The sequence below is a fragment of the Embleya sp. NPDC055664 genome (genome assembly GCF_053618075.1).
This window is the reverse complement of the sequence record NZ_JBSHGZ010000032.1, coordinates 69,338-88,882: the sequence shown is the minus strand read 5'-3', so window position 1 is coordinate 88,882 and position 19,545 is coordinate 69,338. Positions and strand designations below refer to the sequence as shown.

The window sequence follows — 19,545 nt, the reverse complement described above, 5'->3', positions numbered from 1 at the left end:
CTGGGCCGGTGGCACCCGCAGGGCGGGTATTCGGGGTCCGTCGCTACGGTGGAGCGATGGCATCGATCAAGAAGTTCCAAGTCACCTTCGACTGCGCGGACCCCGAGCGCGTCGCCCGTTTCTGGTGCGAGGTGTTGGGGTATGTCGTACCGCCGCCGCCGAAGGGGTTCGACACCTGGGACGACTACATGCGCTCGTTGCCGCCCGAGCGCCAGGGTGCGGGATTCGCCTGCATGGATCCCACGGGCGAGGGCCCGCGCCTGTACTTCCAGCGGGTTCCCGAAGGCAAGGTCGTCAAGAACCGGGTGCACCTCGACGTGCGGGTCGGCACCGGGCTCGTCGGTGAGGAGCGCCTTGCCGCGCTCCAGGCCGAGCGGGTGCGACTGGAGGCGCTCGGCGCGATATGTGAGCGGGTCCTGCTCGCCGACGACTTCAACGAGTCGTGCATCGGGATGCAGGACATCGAGGGCAACGAGTTCTGTATCGACTGAGCTTGACCGAGGTGGCGCATACGGTTCCTCGTTCCGTCCCCGTGGGTTCCGTCCCCGTGGGTCGGAACGGGGAGCCTGCCTGCCTCGATGCGCCGGGGTGCGGGGAGGGCCCGCCGGTGGGCCCGATGTGGGTTTGTTCGGTGTCGGGAGGGAACTCCGTGGAGGGCGCCGCCGTTTTCGGCGGCGGATCGTCTCCGGGAGGTCATGCGGGTGGTTGCGCACGCCGACATCGTCCGGCCGCTGCCCGAGTTGCTGGGGCGACATGCCCGGCGCTCGGGGACAAGGGCTGGTTTCGGGACCGCCGCACACGGGTGACCTACCGGGAGTCGGAGCGCAGGACCGCGCGGCCGGCCGGTCATCTGGCGGGGCTCGGCGTGGAGCGTGGCGACCGGGTGGCGGTGCTGCTCGGGAATCGGGTCGAGGCGGTCGAGAGCCTGCTTGCCGTCACCCGGGCGAGTGGCGTGGGTGTGCTCCTGGATCCCGGGAACTCGGACCGGGAACTGGCCCGTTCGCCGGCGGACAGCGGGGCGCGAGTGCTCGTCACCGATGTCGCCTGCCTGACGCGGCGGCGGGTGGAGTCGGTGTGCTCCGGGTTGACGTTGGTGGTGGCCGACGGTGGCGCCGAGGACTCGGGTGACTCGGGTGACGGCTCGGCGTGGCCGGCGGATGCGGCCCTGCGGTACGAGGAGTTGGTGGGCACCGAGCCGCCCACGCCGGCTCGGGACGATCTCGCGCTGGACGAAGTGGCCTGGTTGCTCTACACGTCGGGCTCCTCCGGTGCGCCCAAGGGCGTCCTGCCGACCCAGCGCAACCGCCTCGCGCCGATCGCGGCGGGCCTGGTCGGCGTCCTGGGGTTGTCCGAACACGACAACGTGCTCTGGCCGTTGCCGCTCCACCACGCGATGAGCCAGGTCGTGTGCTTCCTCGGGGTCACCGCCGTGGGGGCGAGCGCGACGGTGCTGCCCCGGTTCTCGGTGGCGGGAGTACTCGGCGAACTGCGCCGCGAGGACGCCGCGTTCACCCTGCTCGGCGGGGTGCCGACCACCCATTCGGCCCTGCTCGACGCGGTCCGGGGCGCGGCCGGAGGCAGACGCGCTGCTCGACACGTTGGGTGCGCTGTACGCCCATGGGGCGCCCGTCGACTGGGCGGCCGTGTTCGCCGGGCGCGCCTGGGCGCACTCCTGCGTACCGCCTGCGCCCGGGGACGGAGCTGGGACGGCATGGCGTTGCTGACCATCGCCGCGCGCCTGCGTCCGGTCTTCGACCGGGCCGGGGCACCCGGCGCGGCGCACGATCCCATCCCGCTCGCGACGGGCGGCGCGGGAGCCCCGCTCGTCTGCGTCCCCGCGCTCAGCGCGCTGTCCGGACCGCAGGAGTACGCGCGCCTCGGCGTCGCGTTGCGCGGGTTGCGGCCGGTTTCCGCGGTGCGGCACCCGGGGTTCGAGGCGCGGGAGGCCCTGCCCGCCACGCTGGACGCCCTCGTCACCGCCCAGGCCGCCGCCGTTCGCGCGGCCGCCGCTGCGGCCGGCGGCCCGGTGGTACTGCTGGGACGCTCGGCCGGCGGCTGGGTGGCCCATGCCGTGGCCGAGCGCCTGGCGTCCGAGGGGGCCGCCCCGACGGCCGTCGTCCTGGTGGACACCTATCCCCCCGTGCACGGCGACCAGGCTCGGGCGTTCCCCGCGATGGCTTCGGACATGCTGCGCCAAGCGGCGGAGTTCGCCGCTACCGACCCCGCCCGGCTCACCGCCATGGCCCGATACTTCGAACTCTTCGCCGACTGGACCCCCACCCCTCTCGCCTGCCCCACCCTGTACGTACGCGCCGAAGACCCACTGCCCGACACCGACCCGGCCCCCAAGTGGGGCCTGCCGCACACCGAAGTCACCGTCCCCGGCAACCACTTCACGCTCCTGGAGCACCACGCCCACACCACCGCCCAAGCCATCCACACCCGCCTCACCGGCCAACCCTGAGAAGCCCGACAGCAGCACACGAGTAAGGCGGCCCGCAGTGCGGTGGACGGTGGGCCGTCCGAGCGGCGGGGCGCGAGGGCGGGGCCGAGATGGGGGCGCAACGCGCAGGTACGGGGGCGGGGTGGGGCAGGCGCGGCGCGGCGCGGCAGGCGGGCGGGCGCGGGCCGAAAGCCGAGACAGGCGCGAGGCGGAGGCCGGGTGGTGGCGCCGGTGGGTCTGCCGTGTGGACCTCTAGCAATTAATCGTGGCTATCTCATAGGCTATGTGCGTTGCTAGTGAGAGTGATGGGAGTTCGTATGCGTACATATCGGATCGCGGCGATCCCCGGTGACGGCATCGGTCGGGAGACCGTGGCGGCTGCTCGGCGGGTTCTCGACGTGTTGTCCGCGGCTCACGGGTTCGAGCTGTTGTGGACGGAGCACCCCTGGGGCTGTGCGTTCCACGCCGAGACCGGTGCGATGATGCCGAGTGACGGGATCGAACAGCTGAGCGCCGCCGACGCGATCCTGCTCGGGGCGGTCGGCACGCCCGAGGTTCCCGACCACGTGTCCCTGTGGGGGCTGCTGATCCCCATCAGGCGCGAGTTCGACCAGTTCGTCTCGCTGCGCCCGGTGCGTTCGTTGCCCGGGATCCGTGGGCCGCTGCGCGACGAACGAGCGTTTGATCTGGTCGTGGTGCGGGAGAACACCGAGGGCGAGTACGGCGAGGTCGGTGGCCGGTTGTACCGCGGCCGCCCCCACGAACTCGCCGTGCAGGAAGCCGTGTTCACCCGCATGGGCGTCGAGCGCATCGCCCGCTATGCGTTCGGGCTCGCCCGTACCCGCTCGGGCCGGGTGGCCTCCGCGACCAAGTCGAACGGCATCGTGCACACCATGCCGTTCTGGGACGAGGTGGTGGCCGAGGTCGCCGCCGACTTCCCCGACGTCGAGCTGACCTCGTACCACGTCGACGCCCTCGCCGCGCTGCTCGTCCTGGACCCCACCCGCTTCGACGTGATCGTCGCCTCCAACCTGTTCGGCGACATCCTCAGCGACCTGACCGCCGCCCTCGCCGGGAGCATCGGCGTCGCCCCCTGCGGCAACATCGACCCCACCGGCCGCCACCCCTCGATGTTCGAGCCCATCCACGGCTCCGCGCCGGACATCGTCGGCACCGGATCGGCCGACCCGATCGGCCAGATCTGGTCCGGCGCGCTGATGTTGGAGCACCTCGGCGAGAAGGAGGCCGCCGACCGCCTCGTCCGGGCCCTGGATCGGGTCGTCGCGGCCGGCACCGTCACCCCCGACCTCGGCGGCACGCTGTCGACGGACGAGGTGTGCGATGCCTTCATCGAGGAACTGCGCCGCTCCGGGACGGCCGCATGACCATGTACCACCCGCCGCCGGGTCTGCGCCGCGTGCGGTCCTCCCGCGACGGCGTGCGGATCAACGCCCTCGTCGGCGGCGACGGCCCCCCGATCCTGCTGCTCCACGGCTACCCGCAGACCTCCGCCATGTGGCACCGGGTCGCCCCGGAACTGATCGCGGCCGGCCACACCGTCGTGCTGGCGGACCTGCGCGGCTATGGAGACAGCGACAAACCCGCCGACACACCCTCCCATACGCCCTACAGCAAGCGGGTCATGGCCGCCGACCAGGTCGAGCTGATGCAGTCCCTCGGCTTCGCGCGCTTCGCGGTCGCCGGCCACGACCGGGGCGCCCGCGTCGCCCACCGGATGGCGCTCGACGCGCCCGAGCGGGTGCGGTGCGTCGCCGTGCTGGACGTGGTGCCGACGCTGCACATGTTCGACAACGTCGATCGGGCGATGGCCTCCACCTACTTCCACTGGTTCTTCCTCGCGCTGGAGTCCGACCTGCCCGAGCGGCTGATCCTCGCGGACACCGACGCCTGGTTGCGCAGCCGCTTCGCCGGTCGGCACGCGGGTGGTGCGCCGTTCGACGAGGCGGCGATGGCGGAATACGCGCGCTGCTTCGACCCGGAGACGGTGCGCGCGTCGTGCGCCGACTACCGTGCCGCGGCCGGCGTCGACCTGGTGCACGACCGCCGGGACCGCGAACGCGGCCGGGTGATCGAGGCTCCGCTGCTCGCGCTGTGGGGGACGAAGAGCTACGTGGGGCGCTCCTTCGACGTGCCGGGCGTCTGGCGGTCGTATGCGCGCCACGTCGACGCGGCGCCGATCGAGGCCGACCACTACCTGTGCGAGGAAGCGCCCCACGAGGTGGCGCGGGCCCTGGCGTCGCTCTGTCGGCCCACCGACTCGGGAGGCACCCGTTGACCGCCACGTTCCACGACGTCGACGCCGCGCGCTCCCTGCGCCGACTGCGGCAACTGGTCGAACTGGAGACGCCGTCCGGCCACGTCCCGGGGCTGGACCCGCTGTACGATTTGCTGGCCTCGTGGTCGAGCGGCCTGCTGGGCCGGGCCGAACGGGTGGTCAGCGACGGGGTGCCGCACCTGTACGTGCACGAGCGGGTCCGCGACCCGGCGCGGGCCCCGGTGCTGCTGCTCGGCCACGCCGACACCGTGTGGCCGCTGGGCACCCTCGCCGAGCGTCCGTTCACCGCGGTGGACGGGCGGGCGACCGGGCCCGGAGTGTTCGACATGAAGGCGGGTCTGGTCACGGCGCTGGACGCGCTGGAGCTGACGGGAGGCGCCGACGACGTGCGGATGCTGGTCACCGGCGACGAGGAGCGCGGCTCGCTCACCTCGCGCGCGCTGGTCGAGGAGGCGGCGGCCGGCTGCCGGGCGGTACTGGTCCTCGAACCCGGTCAGGACGGGGCCCTGAAGACCGCCCGCAAGGGTGTGGCGCTGTATCGCCTGGCCGTACGCGGGCGCGCGGCCCATGCCGGACTGGAACCGGAGTCGGGGGTCAACGCCCTCGTGGAGTTGGCGCACCAGGTGCTGGCGATCGACGGACTCGGTGACACCGGGCGTGGCACGACCGTCACCCCCACCGTCGGCTCGGCCGGCACCACGACCAACACCGTGCCCGAGTCGGCCCATGTCGAGATCGACGTACGGGCCTGGGAGCGGCGGGAGTTGGAACGCGTCGAGCGGGCGCTGAGCGCACTGTGCGCGCGGTTGCCCGAGGCCAGGGTCGAACTGGCGGGAGGCATCAACCGCCCCCCGCTGGAACGCGGCATGTCCGTACACCTGTTGTCGGCCGCCCGCCGCCTGGCCCGGGAACAGGGTCTGGCCGCACTCGGGGAGGCCCGGGTGGGCGGCGCCTCCGACGGAAACTTCACCGCCGGACTGGGCATCCCCACCCTGGACGGCCTCGGACCCGCCGGCGCCGGCGCGCATGCCCGGCACGAGTGGGTGGACCTGGACTCCCTCCCGGACCGCGCGAGGCTGGTGGCCGGACTGATCCGGGCGCCGGCGGTCACCACGACCGCCGGCTGACAAGGGGCACACCGGTCGCCCCGCCCGGGTCGGCTCATTCCTTCTCGTCCGGCGCGGCCTCCTCCTTGGCGGCCCTCGCCTCCCGGGCCTGTGCCGCACGCGCCTCGATCGCGTCGAGGAACAGGTCCACGGCGGTGTCGAAGACCCGGGGGTCGCCGATGTCCCGCAGCTCCCCGCTCATCGCGGCGATACGCGGATACTTCTCGGCCGGCAGCCTGCGGTATTCCAACTGCCAGGCCAGCGTGTCGCCGTCGCGGGTCTCCGGGTCCAGGACGAGCATGCCCGCCTCCATGCTCGCCAGCGAGCGCACCACGTTGCCGAACACGCGCAGGTACATGGCCGCGTCCTCCTCGTCGAGGCCGGCGCGCAACAGCGCGTCCAGGGCGAACTCGACATTGGCGAACTCGGTCGGCCTGCGGGTGGTGCGCGCGGCCATCTGCACGGCGAACTGCGGGTAGCGCATCAGGTGTTCGTGTACATAGCGGGCCAGCGTGCGCAGATCCTCGCGCCAGGAGTCGGTCGCCTCCAGGCGACCGCCGTAGGAGCGCGCCCGGAGGTCGTCGATCAGCTCCAGGACCAACTGGTCCTTGTCGCGGAAGTGCCGATAGAGCGACGTCGGGTGGGCGTTCACCTCCTTGGCGAGCGACTGGAAGGTGAAGGCGTCCAGCCCGTCCCGGGCGGCGACCCGCTCGGCGGCCTCCAGGATCACCTGGCGGCTGAGGGTGTCCCGGGGCAGTCGACGGCGCCCGGGGCCGGCGGTTTTCGCCGGCGCACCGGAGGGTTCCTCGGCGTTCGGGGCACTCATGTGCGGGGTCCTTCCCGGTAGTCGGCGCCGGTGGGCGCCCTTGTTCCGAGCCTGGCGGAGCCATGGCCACATTTCAAGTCAATCTCATCGGCTAACTCCTAGCCTATGTGTATTGCTATGCCGTTCACGTCTCCTTACCCTTGATCCTCGAGTCCCGGGGACATCCCGTACAGGGAAGGTCGAACACCATGATTCCTGAACGAACCGGCCATCGGCCGCCCAGAGCCAGAAGAGTGCGCAACCCCGTGGCCGGTGCCCTCGCCGCCTTGACCGTGCTCGTGGCGACCGCGTGCACCTCCGGTGCGCCGGCGCTGGCGCCGGGAACCAACTCCATCCGCAATGTCCCCGTCAAGGACGGCGGAAGCCTGGTGATCGGCGCCGAACAGGAGCCGGACTGCGCCGACTGGATCTCCACCTGCGCCGGCTCCATCTGGGGCACCTACCTCATGCAGGCGCAGACCATCCCGCAGGTCTTCACCGTCGTACAGCGGGGCAAGGACTGGGTGCCCGTCGCCTCCCCGCTGATGGCCGGTACGCCCACCACCGAGGTGGCGGACGGGCGCCAGACGATCACCTACACGCTCAACCCCGCCGCGGTCTGGTCCGACGGACAACCCATCACCTCGGCCGACCTGAAATACACCGCGCTGCAGATCCGCGACGGCAAGGACGTCTTCACCCAGACCGGCTACGACCTCATCGACACGATCGCCACCCCGGACGCGCGCACCGCGATCGTCACCCTCAAGTCCCCCTACGCCAACTGGCGGCAGCTGTTCGGCGCCGAGTACGGCGTCCTGCCCGCCCACCTCCTGGAGGGCAAGGACCGCAACGAGGTGATGAAGAACGGCTACGGCTTCAGCGGCGGGCCGTGGAAGATCGCCTCCTGGATCAGGGGCACCTCCGTCACCCTGGTCCCCAACGAGCGCTACTGGGGCCCCAAACCCCACCTGAACAAGGTGACGTTCCAGTTCACCACCGACACCGCCGCCGAGTTCCAAGCCTTCGCCAGCGGTCAGCTCGACGCCCTGTACCCGACGCCGCAACTCGACGTGCTCTCCCAGATCAACTCGCTCGGCGGCAGCGCCGACATGCAGGTGGAGACCCGCACCGGCAACCTCCAGGCACTGTGGATGAACAACGCCGCGTTCCCGTTCGACTCCAAGGCGGTGCGCGAGGCGTTCGCCTACTCCATCGACCGCGCCGCGATCGTGCGCAAACTCTTCGGCTCGCTGGGCGTGACCGCGCCCGCGCAGAGCTTCCTGTCCCCGCTGGTGTCCGCGTTCGCCGCCGAGGACTTCGCCGTCTATCAGCGCGACCTCACCAGGGTCGGACAGATCATGACCGCCGCCGGGTGGGCGAAGAACGGCGACGGGATCTGGGCCAAGGACGGCCGCGCCGCACAGTTCACGATCGTCTCCCTCGCCGGCAACCAGAGCCGCGAACTCACCGAGCAGATCCTGCAATCGCAACTGCGTCAGGCCGGATTCAAGATGACCATCAAGAACACCAGCGCCGCGAACCTGTTCGGCAAGGTCGCCCCGGCCGGGGACTTCCAACTCGGACTGTGGAACCTGACCGACACCTTCCCCGAACCCACCCTGGACGCCAGCTTCGGCTCGGCATCCATCCCCGGCGACGCCAACGGCAACTCGGGCATCAACTTCGTCCGCGCGAACATCCCCGGCCTGGACGCGCTGCTCGGCCGGGTCGGCAGCGACGTCGACGAGGCGTCCCGGCTGGAGGCGTCCCGCCGGAGCGAGAAGCTGCTCGCCGAATCCGTGCCGTCGCTGCCGCTCGGGGCCGTGCCCAACATCCTGCTGACCGGCAAGAAGGTCGGCGGCCCGATCAGCATCAACCCCGTCCAGGGCCCGTTCTGGAACCTCGCCGAATGGGGACTGGCGAAATGACCGGCGCCCGATCCCTCGCCGAGGACATCCCATGCTGAGATACACCCTGCGCCGTCTGGCCTACTCGCTGCCCGTGCTGGTGATCGCCTCGTACATCCTGTTCTGGGCCGTGCGGGCGACCTTCGACCCACTCGCCAAACTGCGCCAGTCCACCGATCCGGGCGCCGTACGCCGCCAGACCGAACTGCTCGGACTGGACCGCTCCGTGCCCGAGCAATACCTGCTTTGGATGAAGGCATTCGTCACCGGCGACTGGGGCACCAGCACCCGGACCAGCGGATCCGTAAAGCCGATGATCGGCTCCGCGCTCGAAGTCACCCTGCAACTGATGTTCTGGGGGGTGCTGTTCGCCGCCGTGATCGCCCTCGCCATCGGGATCTACTCGGCGGCGCGCCAGTACTCGGCCGGGGACTACGTGCTCACCGGGCTGTCCTACGTCGGCATCGCGATGCCCGCCTTCTGGCTCGGTCTGGTGCTCATCCAGGTCCTGGCGGTGTGGCCCAGGCAGCAGTTCGGCCTGAGTGAACCCCCGCTGTACTTCGTCGGACTGCACTCGGTCGGGGAGAGCGGCATCAATCTCGACTACTTCCGTCATCTGGCGCTTCCCGTCGTCACCCTGACCATCGGACTGGTCGCCAGTTGGTCGCGGTTCAGCCGCGCCTCGATGCTCGAAGCCCTCGGCAGCGACTACGTGCGCACCGCCCGGGCCAAGGGTGTCCCGCGCCGGCGCATCCTGTTCCGGCACGCGCTGCGCAACGCGCTCGCCCCCTTCGTCACCGTCGTGGCCCTGGACGCGGCCGTCCTGGTCGGCGGCCTGGTCGTCACCGAACAGATCTACGCGATCCCCGGCATGGGCCGACTCTTCCTCAGCTCGATCCTGGCCGGCGACGTGTTCGTGCTGATCCCGTGGATGCTCGTGGTGGCCGTCGCCGTGATCGCCTTCAACCTGCTGGCGGACGTGGCCTACGCGCTCCTGGACCCGAGGGTGGCCCTGCGATGACCGACTCCGCCGCGGCCCGGATCGCCGCCTCCCAGGCATCGACCGCCCCGACGCCGGCAGCGGGCGAACCCGCGCCGACCGTACCCGCGCGCACCGCGGACAAGCCCCGATACCGGATCGTCCTGGCCCGATTCCTGCGCCACCGCCTGGCCGTCGTCGGCCTGTTCATCCTGATCGCATTGGCGATCGCATGTTTCGGCGCCGACTGGATCGCCCCCTACGGGCACAACCACCAGGACCTCCTGCTGGGCGCCCGACAGCCGTCCTCCGGCCACTGGCTGGGCACCGACTCGCTCGGTCGCGACTACCTCAGCGAACTGCTGTTCGCCGGGCAGGTCTCGCTGGCGATCGGCATCTGCGTCGCGCTGCTGTCCACCGTCGTCGGCACCGCCGTCGGCGCGATCGCCGGATTCGCCGGCGGGTGGGCCGACGAGGTGATCATGCGGGTGACCGACCTGTTCCTGATCGTGCCCGCCATCGCCGTGCTGGCCCTGGCACTCCAGGCGGTGGGACCCTCCCCGACGACCATCGTCCTGGTCCTGTCCGCCCTCGGCTGGACCATGATCGCCCGGGTGGTGCGCGCACAGGTACTCACCCTGCGCAACAAGGAGTTCATCCAGGCCGCCCGGGTCATCGGCGCCTCGAACGCGCGGATCGTGGTGCGCCACCTGCTGCCCAACCTCACCGGCGTGATCGCCGTCAACGTGTCCCTGGCCGTCGCCTCGGCCATCATCCTCGAATCCACCACCAGCTTCCTCGGGTTCGGCATCCAACCGCCCCAGTCCAGCTGGGGCAACATGCTCAGCCAGGCCGCCGGACTGATCGGCACCTCGCAGGCCTACCTGCTGTACGTACCGGGCCTGGCGATCCTGATCACCGTGCTCGCCGTCAACTTCGTCGGCGACGGCCTGCGCGACGCCTTCGACCCCCAAGGAAGGCAGTGATGAACACCCAAGCGCCTCCCACGACCAGCGGTGACCCGGCCGCGCCGGCGACCGGCGACACGCCCCCCGTGCTGTCCGTGCGCGACCTCACCGTCACCTACCGGACCGACTCCGGGCCGGTGGTCGCGGTCGAACGCCTCTCCTTCGACGTAGCCCCCGGCGAAACCCTGGGCATCGTCGGCGAGTCCGGCTCCGGCAAGAGCGCCGCCACCATGGCGATCATGGGCCTGCTCCCGCGCAACGCCCGCGCCCAGGGATCGGTACGCCTGCACGGCCGGGAACTGCTCGACCTCTCCGACCGGGAACTGCGCCCGATCCGCGGCAAGCAGATCGCCGTGGTCTTCCAGGACGCGCTCGCCGCGCTCAACCCGATGATGACCATCGGCGCACAGGTCGCCGAGGCCGTCGGCGTACACGACGCGAGCCGGGATCGCCGGACCCTGCGCGAGCGCACCGTCGACCTCCTCGACCTGGTCGGCATCGCCTCCCCGCGCGAGCGGGTGGATCGCTACCCGCACGAACTCTCCGGCGGCATGCGTCAGCGCGTCATGATCGCGATGGCCATCGCCAACGAGCCCGCCCTGTTGATCGCCGACGAGCCGACCACGGCCCTGGACGTGACCGTGCAGGCCCAGGTCCTCGACGTGATCGAACGTGTCCAGGACCGCACCCACACCTCCGTCCTGCTGATCACCCACGACCTGGGGGTGGTCGCCGGCATCGCCGACCGGGTGATGGTCATGTACTGCGGTCGCAAACTCGAGGAAAGCCCGGTGGATCCGCTGTTCTACCACCCGGCCCACCCGTACACGACCGGCCTGCTCGGGTCGCTGCCGCGCATCGATCGGCGCGCCGAACGACTCGCGCAGATCCCCGGACGGCCGCCACTGCCGAGCGAACGGCCCACCGGATGCCCGTTCCAGCCCCGCTGCGCGCACGCGGTGCCCTCGGTCTGCGGCGAGCCCGACGCGCCACTCCTGGCCGTCGACGCGACGCACACCACGGCCTGCGTGCGCCACCACGAGATCGGGAGCGTGAAGCGATGACCACGACCGCGGTGGACGTCACCGGACTGGTGGCCGAGTATCGCACCGGCCGCGGCCGCAACGCCGCCGTCGTACAGGCCGTCTCCGGCGTGGACTTCGTCATCCCGCGCGGGCGCACCCTGGGCCTGGTCGGCGAGACCGGCTGTGGCAAGAGCACCCTCGGTCGCTGCCTGGTGCGCCTGGTCACCCCCGCCGGCGGCCGGGTCCTGCTCGACGGTACCGACATCGCCACCGCGAACCGGCGGGCCCTGTCGGACCTGCGCCGCCGGGTGCAACTCGTCTTCCAGGACCCCTACTCCTCGCTCAACCCGCAGATGAGCGTGCAGGCCATCCTCGCCGAGCCGCTGCGGATCCACGGCCTGCACCCCGGGCACGAACGCGAGCGGGTGCACGAACTCCTCGACCTGGTCGGCCTCGACCCCGCGCACGCCCACCGCTTCCCGCACCAGTTCTCCGGCGGGCAGCGCCAGCGCATCGGGATCGCCCGGGCCCTGGCCGTGGAACCCGACGTCCTGGTCCTGGACGAACCGGTGAGCGCACTGGACGTCAGCGTCCAGGCCGGGGTGGTGAACCTGTTGGAAGACCTTCAGGAACAGCTGGGGCTGACCTACCTGTTCATCGCCCACGACCTGTCCGTGGTCCGCCAGATCAGCGACGAGGTCGCGGTGATGTACCTCGGCCGGATCGTCGAACACGCGCCGGTGGACGCCCTGTTCGAGGCCGCGCGACACCCCTACACGCAGGCGCTGCTGTCCGCCGTGCCGATCCCGGACCCACGGATCCAGCGCACCCGCAAGCGCATCGTGCTGGAAGGCGACATACCCAGTCCGCTGGCCCCGCCCTCCGGCTGCCGGTTCCGCACCCGCTGCTGGAAGGCGCGGGAGATCTGCGCGGAGGTGACCCCGCCGTTCGCCGAGTCGGGCGACGGACACCGTACGGCCTGCCACTTCCCCGAAGTCCTCCCGGACACGGACCCCGACCCGTCCGGCGCGGCGCGCCCGAGCCTCGACGCGCTCGCGGCGCCGCGCCCGAGCCGCGGCACCCCCGCCGCGCCGCACCCGCACGCCGACACCCCCGAAAGGCCCGCCTCATGACCGCGTCCTGGCATCGTTTCTTCACCGCCGACCGCATCCTGTCCATGCGCCGCGGCCGGGGCGAGCGCGACCAGTGCCTGGTGGTCGAGGACACCGAGCAGGGCCGGACGCTCGCCCGTTGGGACGCCGAGCGAGGCATCGGCCTGCCCCTCCCGGGCGACGTCGGCGACCCGGGCGAGGCGGTGCTCAGCGCGGACGGCGAGCGAGTGCTCAGCCTGCACGACGACAACGGCTCCGAGGTTGGGCACGTGTGGGCCACCTCCGTGGACGGGACCGACCGCCGCGACCTGACCCCCGACCTCGCGCCCTACGCCCTCCGGGGCATCGACACCGCCCGGCAAGGCGACGACATCGTGATCACCGCCGCGGCCCCCGACGGCTTCAGCCTCTGGCACCTGCACGACCGCGGTACCCCCGCGCCCCGGCGGCTGTTCACCTCCCCGCACGAGGCGTGGAACGGCCTGATCTCCGCCGACGGGCGGATCGCGAGCATCGACACCACCGACCACAACCCCGGCGTGCGCCGCTTCGCCGTCACCGTCGTGGCGACCGATACGGGAGCGATGCTCGGCCGGCTCACCGACGGGCCCGAGGCACCCGTGCGAGCGGTACGGTTCTCCCCGGTCGCGGGCGACGACCGCCTGCTCGTGTCGACCGAACGCACCGGCTTCGCCCGTCCGTGCGTCTGGGACCCCGCCGACGGCGGCCGGATAGACGTGGACGCCCCGGATCTGCACGGCGACCTGGTCGCGCTGGACTGGTCCGACGACGGCACCCGGATCCTGCTCGCGCACGTCGACCGCGGCCTGCACCGAATCCTGGAATTCGACCTGCTCCGACGGGAGTTGACGGCGATCGCGCACCCGGACGGGGCGTACTTCGAGCCCGACGTCGCCGCGGCCCACCTGAACCAGTGGGCCTCGCACTACGCCGCCGACGGACGCATCCGGCTGCTGCACCAGCGCTTCGACCAGCCCCTGACGGTCCGGTACGTGGACCGCTCGACGGGCGAGGTCGCCGCGGTCGATCCGGCCACGCCCCCGGTGCCGGGTGTGCGGGCCGACTCGGTCATCGTGTACTCCACGGACGGCACCCCCCTGCAACTGTGGGTGTGCCGGCCCCCGAACACCGAGGGGCCGCTGCCGCTGGTGCTGAATCTGCACGGCGGTCCGAACCTCGTATCCGTCGACTCCTACAACCCGCAGGCGCAGGCGTGGGTCGCCTCGGGGGTCGCGTACGCGTCGTTGAACTACCGGGGATCCGTCACCTTCGGCCGCCGGTTCCGCGAAGGCTTCATCGGCTCCATCGGCGACCGCGAACTGGAGGACATCGAGTCTGCGGTGCGCCGACTGGTGGCCGACCGCGTCGCCGACGCCGACCGGGTCTTCGTCACCGGCGCCTCCTACGGCGGTTTCCTGTCGCTGCTGTCCGTCGGCCGGTCGCCGAAGCTGTTCGCGGGGGCGATGGCCTTCGTGCCGATGGCCGACTGGGTGGGCGCGTACGAGGACATGAATCCGGCGCTGCGCGCGGCCTGGAAGGCGTTCTTCGGCGCCGACCCCGGCCTCGACCCGGACCGCTTCCGGCACTCGTCGCCGATCACCTACGTCGCGTCGGTACGCGCACCCGTGTGCATCGTGCAGGCGACCCACGACACCCGAACCCCGCCCAGGCAGGCGTACGGGTACGCCAAGGCCCTCCAGGACGCGGGCGGGGACGTCCGGCTGGACTGGTTCAGCGGCGGCCACGAGACCAGCAGCCGCCGGCAGGAGGTGGACGACCAGCAGCAGTTGATGGACCTGGTACAGGCCGCCCTGCGCGGCGAGCCCTGGTCGCGGGGTCCCGTCGAGCCGCCGACCGGGCGATACCTCGGATGACCGGGACCCGCTTCGTGCCGCGAACGCGTGACCCGGACGGCGGCACCGACGCCGCGCCGGGCGCGCGGGCGCTCGGGGAGCCGGTGCCCCATGTGTTGCTCGCTCCGGACAAGTTCAAGGGCTCGCTCGGCGCGACCGAGGTGGCCCGGCACCTCGCGGCCGGTTTGCGCCGGGCCCGCCCCGGCCTGTCGGTCGCGGAACTGCCCGTCGCGGACGGTGGCGAGGGCACCGTGGACGCGCTGGTCCGGCGCGGATTCCGGCGCCGGGTGGTCACCGTCGGCGGGCCCACCGGCCGGCCCGTCCGCGCCGCCTTCGCCCATCGCGGCACCACTGCCGTGGTGGAACTCGCCCAGAGCTGCGGCCTGTCGCTGCTGCCCGACCACGTCCCGGCGCCGCTCACCGCGAGCAGTCGGGGAGCGGGCGAGGTGGTGCGGGCCGCGCTGGATGCCGGCGCGCGCACCGTCGTGCTGGGCCTGGGTGGCAGCGCCTGTACCGATGGGGGAGTGGGCCTGCTCGGCGCCCTGGGGGCCCGGTTCACCGCCGCCGACGGGCGGGCGATACCCGACGGCGGCGCGGGTCTGCTCGGCCTGGCCGGCGCCGACCTGTCCGGCCTGGACGCGCGGTTGGCGGCCACCGAGTTCGTGGTGGCCGGCGACGTGGACGCGCCCTTGCTCGGGCCCGGCGGGGCCGCCGCCCTGTACGGCCCGCAGAAGGGTGCCGGGCCCGAGGACGTCGCCGTGCTGGAGGCCGGCCTCGGGCGACTGCTCGACGTCCTGACGGCGACCGTGGGTGCGCGTGCCACGCGGATGGCGACGCTGCCCGGTGCGGGAGCCGCCGGTGGCGCGGGCTTCGGGGCGCTGGTCGGCCTGGGCGCGCGGCGCCGCCCGGGCGTCGACCTGGTCCTGGACGCGGTGGGGCTCGACCGGGAACTGCGCGCGGCGACGCTGGTCGTCACCGGCGAGGGCGCGATGGACGCACAGACGCTCCAGGGCAAGGCCCCACTCGGCGTCGCCCGCCGTGCCGGCCTCGCCCGCGTGCCGGTCGTCGCCGTGTGCGGGCGGCTGAGCCTGACCCGCGACCAGGTTGTCGCGGCGGGGTTCCTGGCCGGCTACAGCCTGGGCAGCCTCGAACCCGATCCGGCCCGCTCGATCGCCGAGGCCGCCTCGCTGCTGCGCGCGATGGGGCGGGTGATCGCCCACGAACACCTGCCCGACCCGCGGGCGGCACCGGGCGCGGGGTAGGCGATCCGATGCGCTTACCCGGATCGGGTGATCGTGTCGGCGACCCGCACGGCGATCTCGATGGCCCGTGTCGCGAGGGGGGAGTGGGTGCGGCCGGCCTGCCAGAGCAGGAAGATCTCGCGGGCCGGGAGCGAGGGTCGCAGTTCGTGCAGACACAGCGTGTCGTCGGCGCGGACGTCGCCGCCGTGCACGACGAGCCGGGGCAGGATCGCCGAGCCCATGCCGGCGCGCACCATCGACAGCACACTTTCGTTGCCCGCGGTACGGAAGACGATCCGCGGCCGGACGCCGCGGCGGGCGAGTTCCCGCTCCATCCGGGCCTGGTCGCAGATCGGCGGGTGCGCCACCATCGGCGCGCCGTCGAGGTGGGCCGGGCGTACCGGGCCGTCGGGGAAGGTGCCGCGGCGGGCCACGAGCACGTAGGGATCGTCGAGCAGTTTGAGGTGTTCGACGTCGCCGTCGCCGCGGCCGTCGAAGAACATCAGGTCGAGGTCGCGCAGTTGCGGCGTGTCGGCCTCCTCCTCGAACAGCCTGATGTCGCAGCCGGGGTGCTCGTCCCGCAGCGTGCGGACGATCGGCGGCAGGATCACGTTGGACACGCTCTGGAACGTGCCGATGTCGACCCGGCCGTCGCCGGCCTTGAAGCGGTCCACGGCGGCCGTCATCGCCCGGGCCTGCGCGAGCAGTGCACGGGCGTGTTCCAGGACCACCACGCCGAGCGGGGTCAGCCGCACCGCCTTCGGCCCGCCGGGCCGGTCGAACACGGCACCTCCGACGACCTTCTCCAGGGCCGCGATCTGCTGACTCACCGTCGACTGGGTGTATCCGAGCCGCACGGCCGCCCGCCCGAACGAGCCCTCGTCGGCGACGGCGGCCATCGCGGCGAGATACCGCAACTCCATGTCCCGCATGGGCCTCACCCTAGTCCGTGAACATCGCCTGAAGCGATCGAGTCGATCGGAAACCATCGCTTTTCGCGATGGAATCCCCGGTCTAGCGTGGCCCACATGAGCGATCACGACACCCCTCGGACCACCCACGACGACAAGCCGGCCGAGACCCCCGACGCCGAGTCGCACGTCGAGACCGGCGCGGACCGCGCCGCCCCTGCCGCCCCCGCCGCCCCCGCGGACCCGGGGCGGCCGGCCGTGAGCGGGCTGCGTTCGGCGTTGTGGTTGCCGCTGTTCGACAAGCTGGCCGAACCGGCGGTGGTCGCCCGCCTGGCCGCCGAGGCCGAGGAGGCCGGTTGGCACGGCCTGTTCGTCTGGGACCACCTGAGTTGGCGGTCGCCGATCCGCGACGTGGCCGACCCGTGGATCACGCTGACCGCGATCGCCGCCGCCACCGACACCCTTCGGTTCGGCCCCATGGTCACCCCGCTCGCCCGCCGCCGGCCGACCAAGGTGGCCAGGGAAACCGCGACGCTCGACCGGCTCGGTGGCGGCCGCCTCACCCTCGGCGTCGGTCTCGGCAGCGACCGCTTCGCCGACGAACTGCGCGCCACCGGCGACGAAACCGACCCCGTGCGGCGCGGGCAGATGCTCGACGAGTCGCTGGAGATCCTCACCGCCGCGTGGTCCGGCGACCCGGTGCGGCACCACGGCCGGCACTACACCGTCGACGACATGACCTTCCTGCCCCGACCGGTGCAGCGGCCCGGCATACCGGTATGGGCGGCCGGATTCCCCGGCAACGCCAAACCGCTGCGCCGCGCCGCCCGGCACGACGGCTTCTTCCCGATCAACCTCGACCACCCGGACCGTCTCGCCGACATCGTCGCCACCCTCGCCGACCTCCGCCCGCCGAGTACCACCCCGTACGACATCGCCGTAGCCCTCCCGTCCGGCACCGACCCGACGCCCTACGCCGACGCGGGCGCCACGTGGTGGCTGGCGGAGTTCGCGCCGGAGACGGTGTCGGTGGACCAGGTGCGAGGCGTACTCCGCGACGGCCCGATACGGCCCTGAGGCACCGCCTCCCACGTGCCGACGAACACATCGAAACCCGTCGAACACATCGAAACCCGTGACGAAAGAAGCCGGTGACAACCATGCCCGACCGGAACCGCCCCACCCGGACAGCGCCCGACACCCGGCCGCCCGCCGACGAACATCCCACCGGAGACACCAACCTCTTCGACTACGACGCCGAGCTGCGCCCGCACAACGACCACCTCCGCGCCGCCGCCCGCATCGGCCCCCGCGACCACGTCCTCGACATCGGCTGCGGCACGGGCCGGACCACCCGCGAGGCCGCCCGCGCCGCCGTCGCAGGCAGCGCGCTGGGCGTCGACGTCTCCGCCCGCATGCTCGACCAGGCCCGTCGGCTCAGCCACGACCAGGGACTGACCAACGTCACCTACGAACAGGCCGACGCCCAGACCCACCGCTTCCCCCCGGCACACTTCGACACCTGCATCAGCAGATTCGGCACCATGTTCTTCGCCGACCCGGTCGCCGCCTTCACCAACATCGGCCGCGCCCTGCGCCCGGCCGCCCGCCTGGTACTGCTGGTCTGGCAGGACCGCGACCACAACGAATGGGCCACCGCCATCCGCCGAAGCCTCCCCGACGCGACGCCCGCACCCACCCCGCCCACCGGCGGCCCGGACGCCTTCTCCCTCGCCGACCCGGCCGTCACCGAACGTGTCCTGACGGCCGCCGGCTTCACCGACGTCACCTTCACGGACGTACACGAACCCGTCTACTACGGCCCCGACAGCGCCACCGCCTTCGAGGCCGTCCGCCGTCTGAAGGAATTCGACGACCGCCTCGCCGGCCTCGACCCCACCACGGCGGAGCAGGCCCGCACCCGCCTACGCGCCACCCTGGCCGCCCACGACACCGGCACCGGCGTGTACTTCGACTCCCACGCCTGGCTCGTCACCGCCCACCGCCCCTGACATCGCGCCGCGCGGACGGCCCATAGACTCGACGGCTGTGTCAGACACCCAGTACGAAGACCTGTTGCGCCTGGTACTCGACTCCGGGACGGCCAAAGCCGACCGGACGGGCACCGGTACCCGAAGTGTGTTCGGGCACCAACTGCGCTACGACCTCTCGCGGGGATTCCCGCTGGTCACGACCAAGAAGGTGCACCTCAAGTCGATCGTGTACGAACTCCTGTGGTTCCTGCGCGGCGACTCGAACGTCGGCTGGCTCCGGGAGCACGGCGTCACCATCTGGGACGAATGGGCCGACGCGAACGGCGACCTCGGACCCGTCTACGGCGTCCAGTGGCGCACCTGGCCCACGCCGGACGGCCGGCACATCGACCAGATCGCCGAGGTGCTCGACACCCTGCGCCGGGACCCCGACTCCCGGCGGATGATCGTCTCCGCCTGGAACGTCGGCGAGCTGGCGAACATGGCCCTCGCGCCGTGCCACGCCTTCTTCCAGTTCCACGTCGCCGACGGCAGACTCTCCTGCCAGCTGTACCAGCGCAGCGCGGACCTGTTCCTCGGCGTCCCGTTCAACATCGCGAGCTACGCCCTGCTCACCCACATGGTGGCGCAGCAGGTCGACCTCGAACCGGGCGACTTCATCTGGACCGGCGGCGACTGCCACATCTACGACAACCACGTCGAGCAGGTGACCGAGCAGCTCTCCCGCACCCCGTTCGAGTTCCCCACCCTGCGCCTGCGTCGAGCCGACTCCCTCTTCGACTACACCTACGCCGACGTGGAGGTGGTCGACTACCGCCACCACCCGGCCATCAAGGCCCCGGTCGCGATCTGACCCCCGCGGCGGCGTCCACCGCCCCGCC

At 72.0% G+C, this 19,545-nt stretch carries 17 protein-coding genes; 15 read left to right on the top strand and 2 right to left on the bottom strand.

The genetic code is table 11. The features are described 5' to 3' along the window. The first annotated feature begins 56 nt into the window (after positions 1-56). From ACWGR4_RS36455 to ACWGR4_RS36435, 5 genes are all read left to right on the top strand, one after another. On the top strand, positions 57-491 hold the full coding sequence (locus tag ACWGR4_RS36455; protein ID WP_380002234.1) for a VOC family protein: 435 nt from the start codon (positions 57-59) through the stop codon (positions 489-491). A gap of 311 nt (positions 492-802) precedes the next feature. Further along, positions 803-2,464: an AMP-binding protein gene (locus tag ACWGR4_RS36450; protein WP_452134301.1), complete on the top strand. Its 1,662-nt coding sequence runs from the start codon at positions 803-805 to the stop codon at positions 2,462-2,464. A 296-nt stretch (positions 2,465-2,760) separates the two neighbouring features. After that, complete coding sequence (locus tag ACWGR4_RS36445; protein WP_380002232.1) at positions 2,761-3,828, top strand: tartrate dehydrogenase; 1,068 nt, start codon at positions 2,761-2,763, stop codon at positions 3,826-3,828. Beyond that, positions 3,825-4,739 (top strand): alpha/beta fold hydrolase, encoded by a 915-nt coding sequence (locus ACWGR4_RS36440; RefSeq protein WP_452129252.1) that lies wholly within the window; start codon positions 3,825-3,827, stop codon positions 4,737-4,739. Before ACWGR4_RS36445 ends, ACWGR4_RS36440 begins: the two co-directional genes overlap by 4 nt. Beyond that, positions 4,736-5,866: a M20 family metallopeptidase gene (locus ACWGR4_RS36435; protein WP_452129251.1), complete on the top strand. Its 1,131-nt coding sequence runs from the start codon at positions 4,736-4,738 to the stop codon at positions 5,864-5,866. The genes ACWGR4_RS36440 and ACWGR4_RS36435 overlap by 4 nt, the downstream gene beginning before the upstream one ends. 34 nt (positions 5,867-5,900) lie before the next feature. Here the strand turns inward: ACWGR4_RS36435 and ACWGR4_RS36430 are convergent, their stop codons facing one another. Continuing rightward, entirely contained in the window at positions 5,901-6,671 is a 771-nt protein-coding gene (locus ACWGR4_RS36430) for a TetR/AcrR family transcriptional regulator (RefSeq protein ID WP_452129250.1), read from the bottom strand. Positions 6,672-6,859: 188 nt separating this feature from the next. On the opposite strand from ACWGR4_RS36430, the gene ACWGR4_RS36425 reads away from it, so the two are divergent. Genes ACWGR4_RS36425 through ACWGR4_RS36395 form a run of 7 tightly spaced genes read left to right on the top strand, consistent with a single transcriptional unit; the run spans position 6,860 to position 15,780 of the window. Further along, positions 6,860-8,581, top strand: a complete 1,722-nt coding sequence (locus ACWGR4_RS36425; protein ID WP_452129249.1) for a peptide ABC transporter substrate-binding protein — start codon at positions 6,860-6,862, stop codon at positions 8,579-8,581. 31 nt (positions 8,582-8,612) lie between these two features. After that, a complete protein-coding gene (locus ACWGR4_RS36420; protein WP_380002227.1) occupies positions 8,613-9,581 on the top strand; it encodes an ABC transporter permease in 969 nt (322 codons plus the stop codon). Further along, positions 9,578-10,525 carry an ABC transporter permease gene (locus tag ACWGR4_RS36415; RefSeq protein ID WP_380002226.1) on the top strand — a complete coding sequence of 316 codons (948 nt, stop codon included), beginning with the start codon at positions 9,578-9,580 and terminating at the stop codon, positions 10,523-10,525. Before ACWGR4_RS36420 ends, ACWGR4_RS36415 begins: the two co-directional genes overlap by 4 nt. Then, positions 10,525-11,571 (top strand): ABC transporter ATP-binding protein, encoded by a 1,047-nt coding sequence (locus tag ACWGR4_RS36410; protein WP_452129248.1) that lies wholly within the window; start codon positions 10,525-10,527, stop codon positions 11,569-11,571. Before ACWGR4_RS36415 ends, ACWGR4_RS36410 begins: the two co-directional genes overlap by 1 nt. Next, the gene (locus tag ACWGR4_RS36405) at positions 11,568-12,665 is read left to right on the top strand and encodes an ABC transporter ATP-binding protein (protein ID WP_452129247.1); all 1,098 of its coding nucleotides are present in this window, start codon (positions 11,568-11,570) and stop codon (positions 12,663-12,665) included. Before ACWGR4_RS36410 ends, ACWGR4_RS36405 begins: the two co-directional genes overlap by 4 nt. After that, positions 12,662-14,539, top strand: coding sequence for a S9 family peptidase (locus ACWGR4_RS36400; protein ID WP_452129246.1), 1,878 nt, complete (start codon positions 12,662-12,664; stop codon positions 14,537-14,539). Before ACWGR4_RS36405 ends, ACWGR4_RS36400 begins: the two co-directional genes overlap by 4 nt. Next, a complete protein-coding gene (locus ACWGR4_RS36395) occupies positions 14,536-15,780 on the top strand; it encodes a glycerate kinase (RefSeq protein ID WP_452129245.1) in 1,245 nt (414 codons plus the stop codon). Before ACWGR4_RS36400 ends, ACWGR4_RS36395 begins: the two co-directional genes overlap by 4 nt. A gap of 14 nt (positions 15,781-15,794) precedes the next feature. Here the strand turns inward: ACWGR4_RS36395 and ACWGR4_RS36390 are convergent, their stop codons facing one another. Next, the gene (locus tag ACWGR4_RS36390) at positions 15,795-16,691 is read right to left on the bottom strand and encodes a LysR family transcriptional regulator (RefSeq protein ID WP_452129244.1); all 897 of its coding nucleotides are present in this window, start codon (positions 16,689-16,691) and stop codon (positions 15,795-15,797) included. Positions 16,692-16,787: 96 nt separating this feature from the next. Between ACWGR4_RS36390 and ACWGR4_RS36385 the strand changes: the two genes are divergently transcribed. From ACWGR4_RS36385 to ACWGR4_RS36375, 3 genes are all read left to right on the top strand, one after another. Beyond that, complete coding sequence (locus ACWGR4_RS36385) at positions 16,788-17,747, top strand: LLM class flavin-dependent oxidoreductase (RefSeq protein ID WP_452129243.1); 960 nt, start codon at positions 16,788-16,790, stop codon at positions 17,745-17,747. Between the two features lie 83 nt (positions 17,748-17,830). Continuing rightward, complete coding sequence (locus tag ACWGR4_RS36380; protein ID WP_452129242.1) at positions 17,831-18,682, top strand: class I SAM-dependent methyltransferase; 852 nt, start codon at positions 17,831-17,833, stop codon at positions 18,680-18,682. Between the two features lie 37 nt (positions 18,683-18,719). Next, on the top strand, positions 18,720-19,517 hold the full coding sequence (locus ACWGR4_RS36375; protein ID WP_439680692.1) for a thymidylate synthase: 798 nt from the start codon (positions 18,720-18,722) through the stop codon (positions 19,515-19,517). Positions 19,518-19,545: the final 28 nt, after the last annotated feature.

What these genes read in the sequence shown, in the direction of transcription:
- ACWGR4_RS36455 (WP_380002234.1), top strand. Translation starts at nt 57, where the DNA reads ATGGCATCGATCAAGAAGTTCCAAGTCACCTTCGACTGCGCGGACCCC.
- ACWGR4_RS36445 (WP_380002232.1), top strand. Translation starts at nt 2,761, where the DNA reads ATGCGTACATATCGGATCGCGGCGATCCCCGGTGACGGCATCGGTCGG.
- ACWGR4_RS36440 (WP_452129252.1), top strand. Translation starts at nt 3,825, where the DNA reads ATGACCATGTACCACCCGCCGCCGGGTCTGCGCCGCGTGCGGTCCTCC.
- ACWGR4_RS36430 (WP_452129250.1), bottom strand. Translation starts at nt 6,671, where the DNA reads ATGAGTGCCCCGAACGCCGAGGAACCCTCCGGTGCGCCGGCGAAAACC.
- ACWGR4_RS36425 (WP_452129249.1), top strand. Translation starts at nt 6,860, where the DNA reads ATGATTCCTGAACGAACCGGCCATCGGCCGCCCAGAGCCAGAAGAGTG.
- ACWGR4_RS36420 (WP_380002227.1), top strand. Translation starts at nt 8,613, where the DNA reads ATGCTGAGATACACCCTGCGCCGTCTGGCCTACTCGCTGCCCGTGCTG.
- ACWGR4_RS36415 (WP_380002226.1), top strand. Translation starts at nt 9,578, where the DNA reads ATGACCGACTCCGCCGCGGCCCGGATCGCCGCCTCCCAGGCATCGACC.
- ACWGR4_RS36410 (WP_452129248.1), top strand. Translation starts at nt 10,525, where the DNA reads ATGAACACCCAAGCGCCTCCCACGACCAGCGGTGACCCGGCCGCGCCG.
- ACWGR4_RS36405 (WP_452129247.1), top strand. Translation starts at nt 11,568, where the DNA reads ATGACCACGACCGCGGTGGACGTCACCGGACTGGTGGCCGAGTATCGC.
- ACWGR4_RS36400 (WP_452129246.1), top strand. Translation starts at nt 12,662, where the DNA reads ATGACCGCGTCCTGGCATCGTTTCTTCACCGCCGACCGCATCCTGTCC.
- ACWGR4_RS36395 (WP_452129245.1), top strand. Translation starts at nt 14,536, where the DNA reads ATGACCGGGACCCGCTTCGTGCCGCGAACGCGTGACCCGGACGGCGGC.
- ACWGR4_RS36390 (WP_452129244.1), bottom strand. Translation starts at nt 16,691, where the DNA reads ATGCGGGACATGGAGTTGCGGTATCTCGCCGCGATGGCCGCCGTCGCC.
- ACWGR4_RS36385 (WP_452129243.1), top strand. Translation starts at nt 16,788, where the DNA reads ATGAGCGATCACGACACCCCTCGGACCACCCACGACGACAAGCCGGCC.
- ACWGR4_RS36380 (WP_452129242.1), top strand. Translation starts at nt 17,831, where the DNA reads ATGCCCGACCGGAACCGCCCCACCCGGACAGCGCCCGACACCCGGCCG.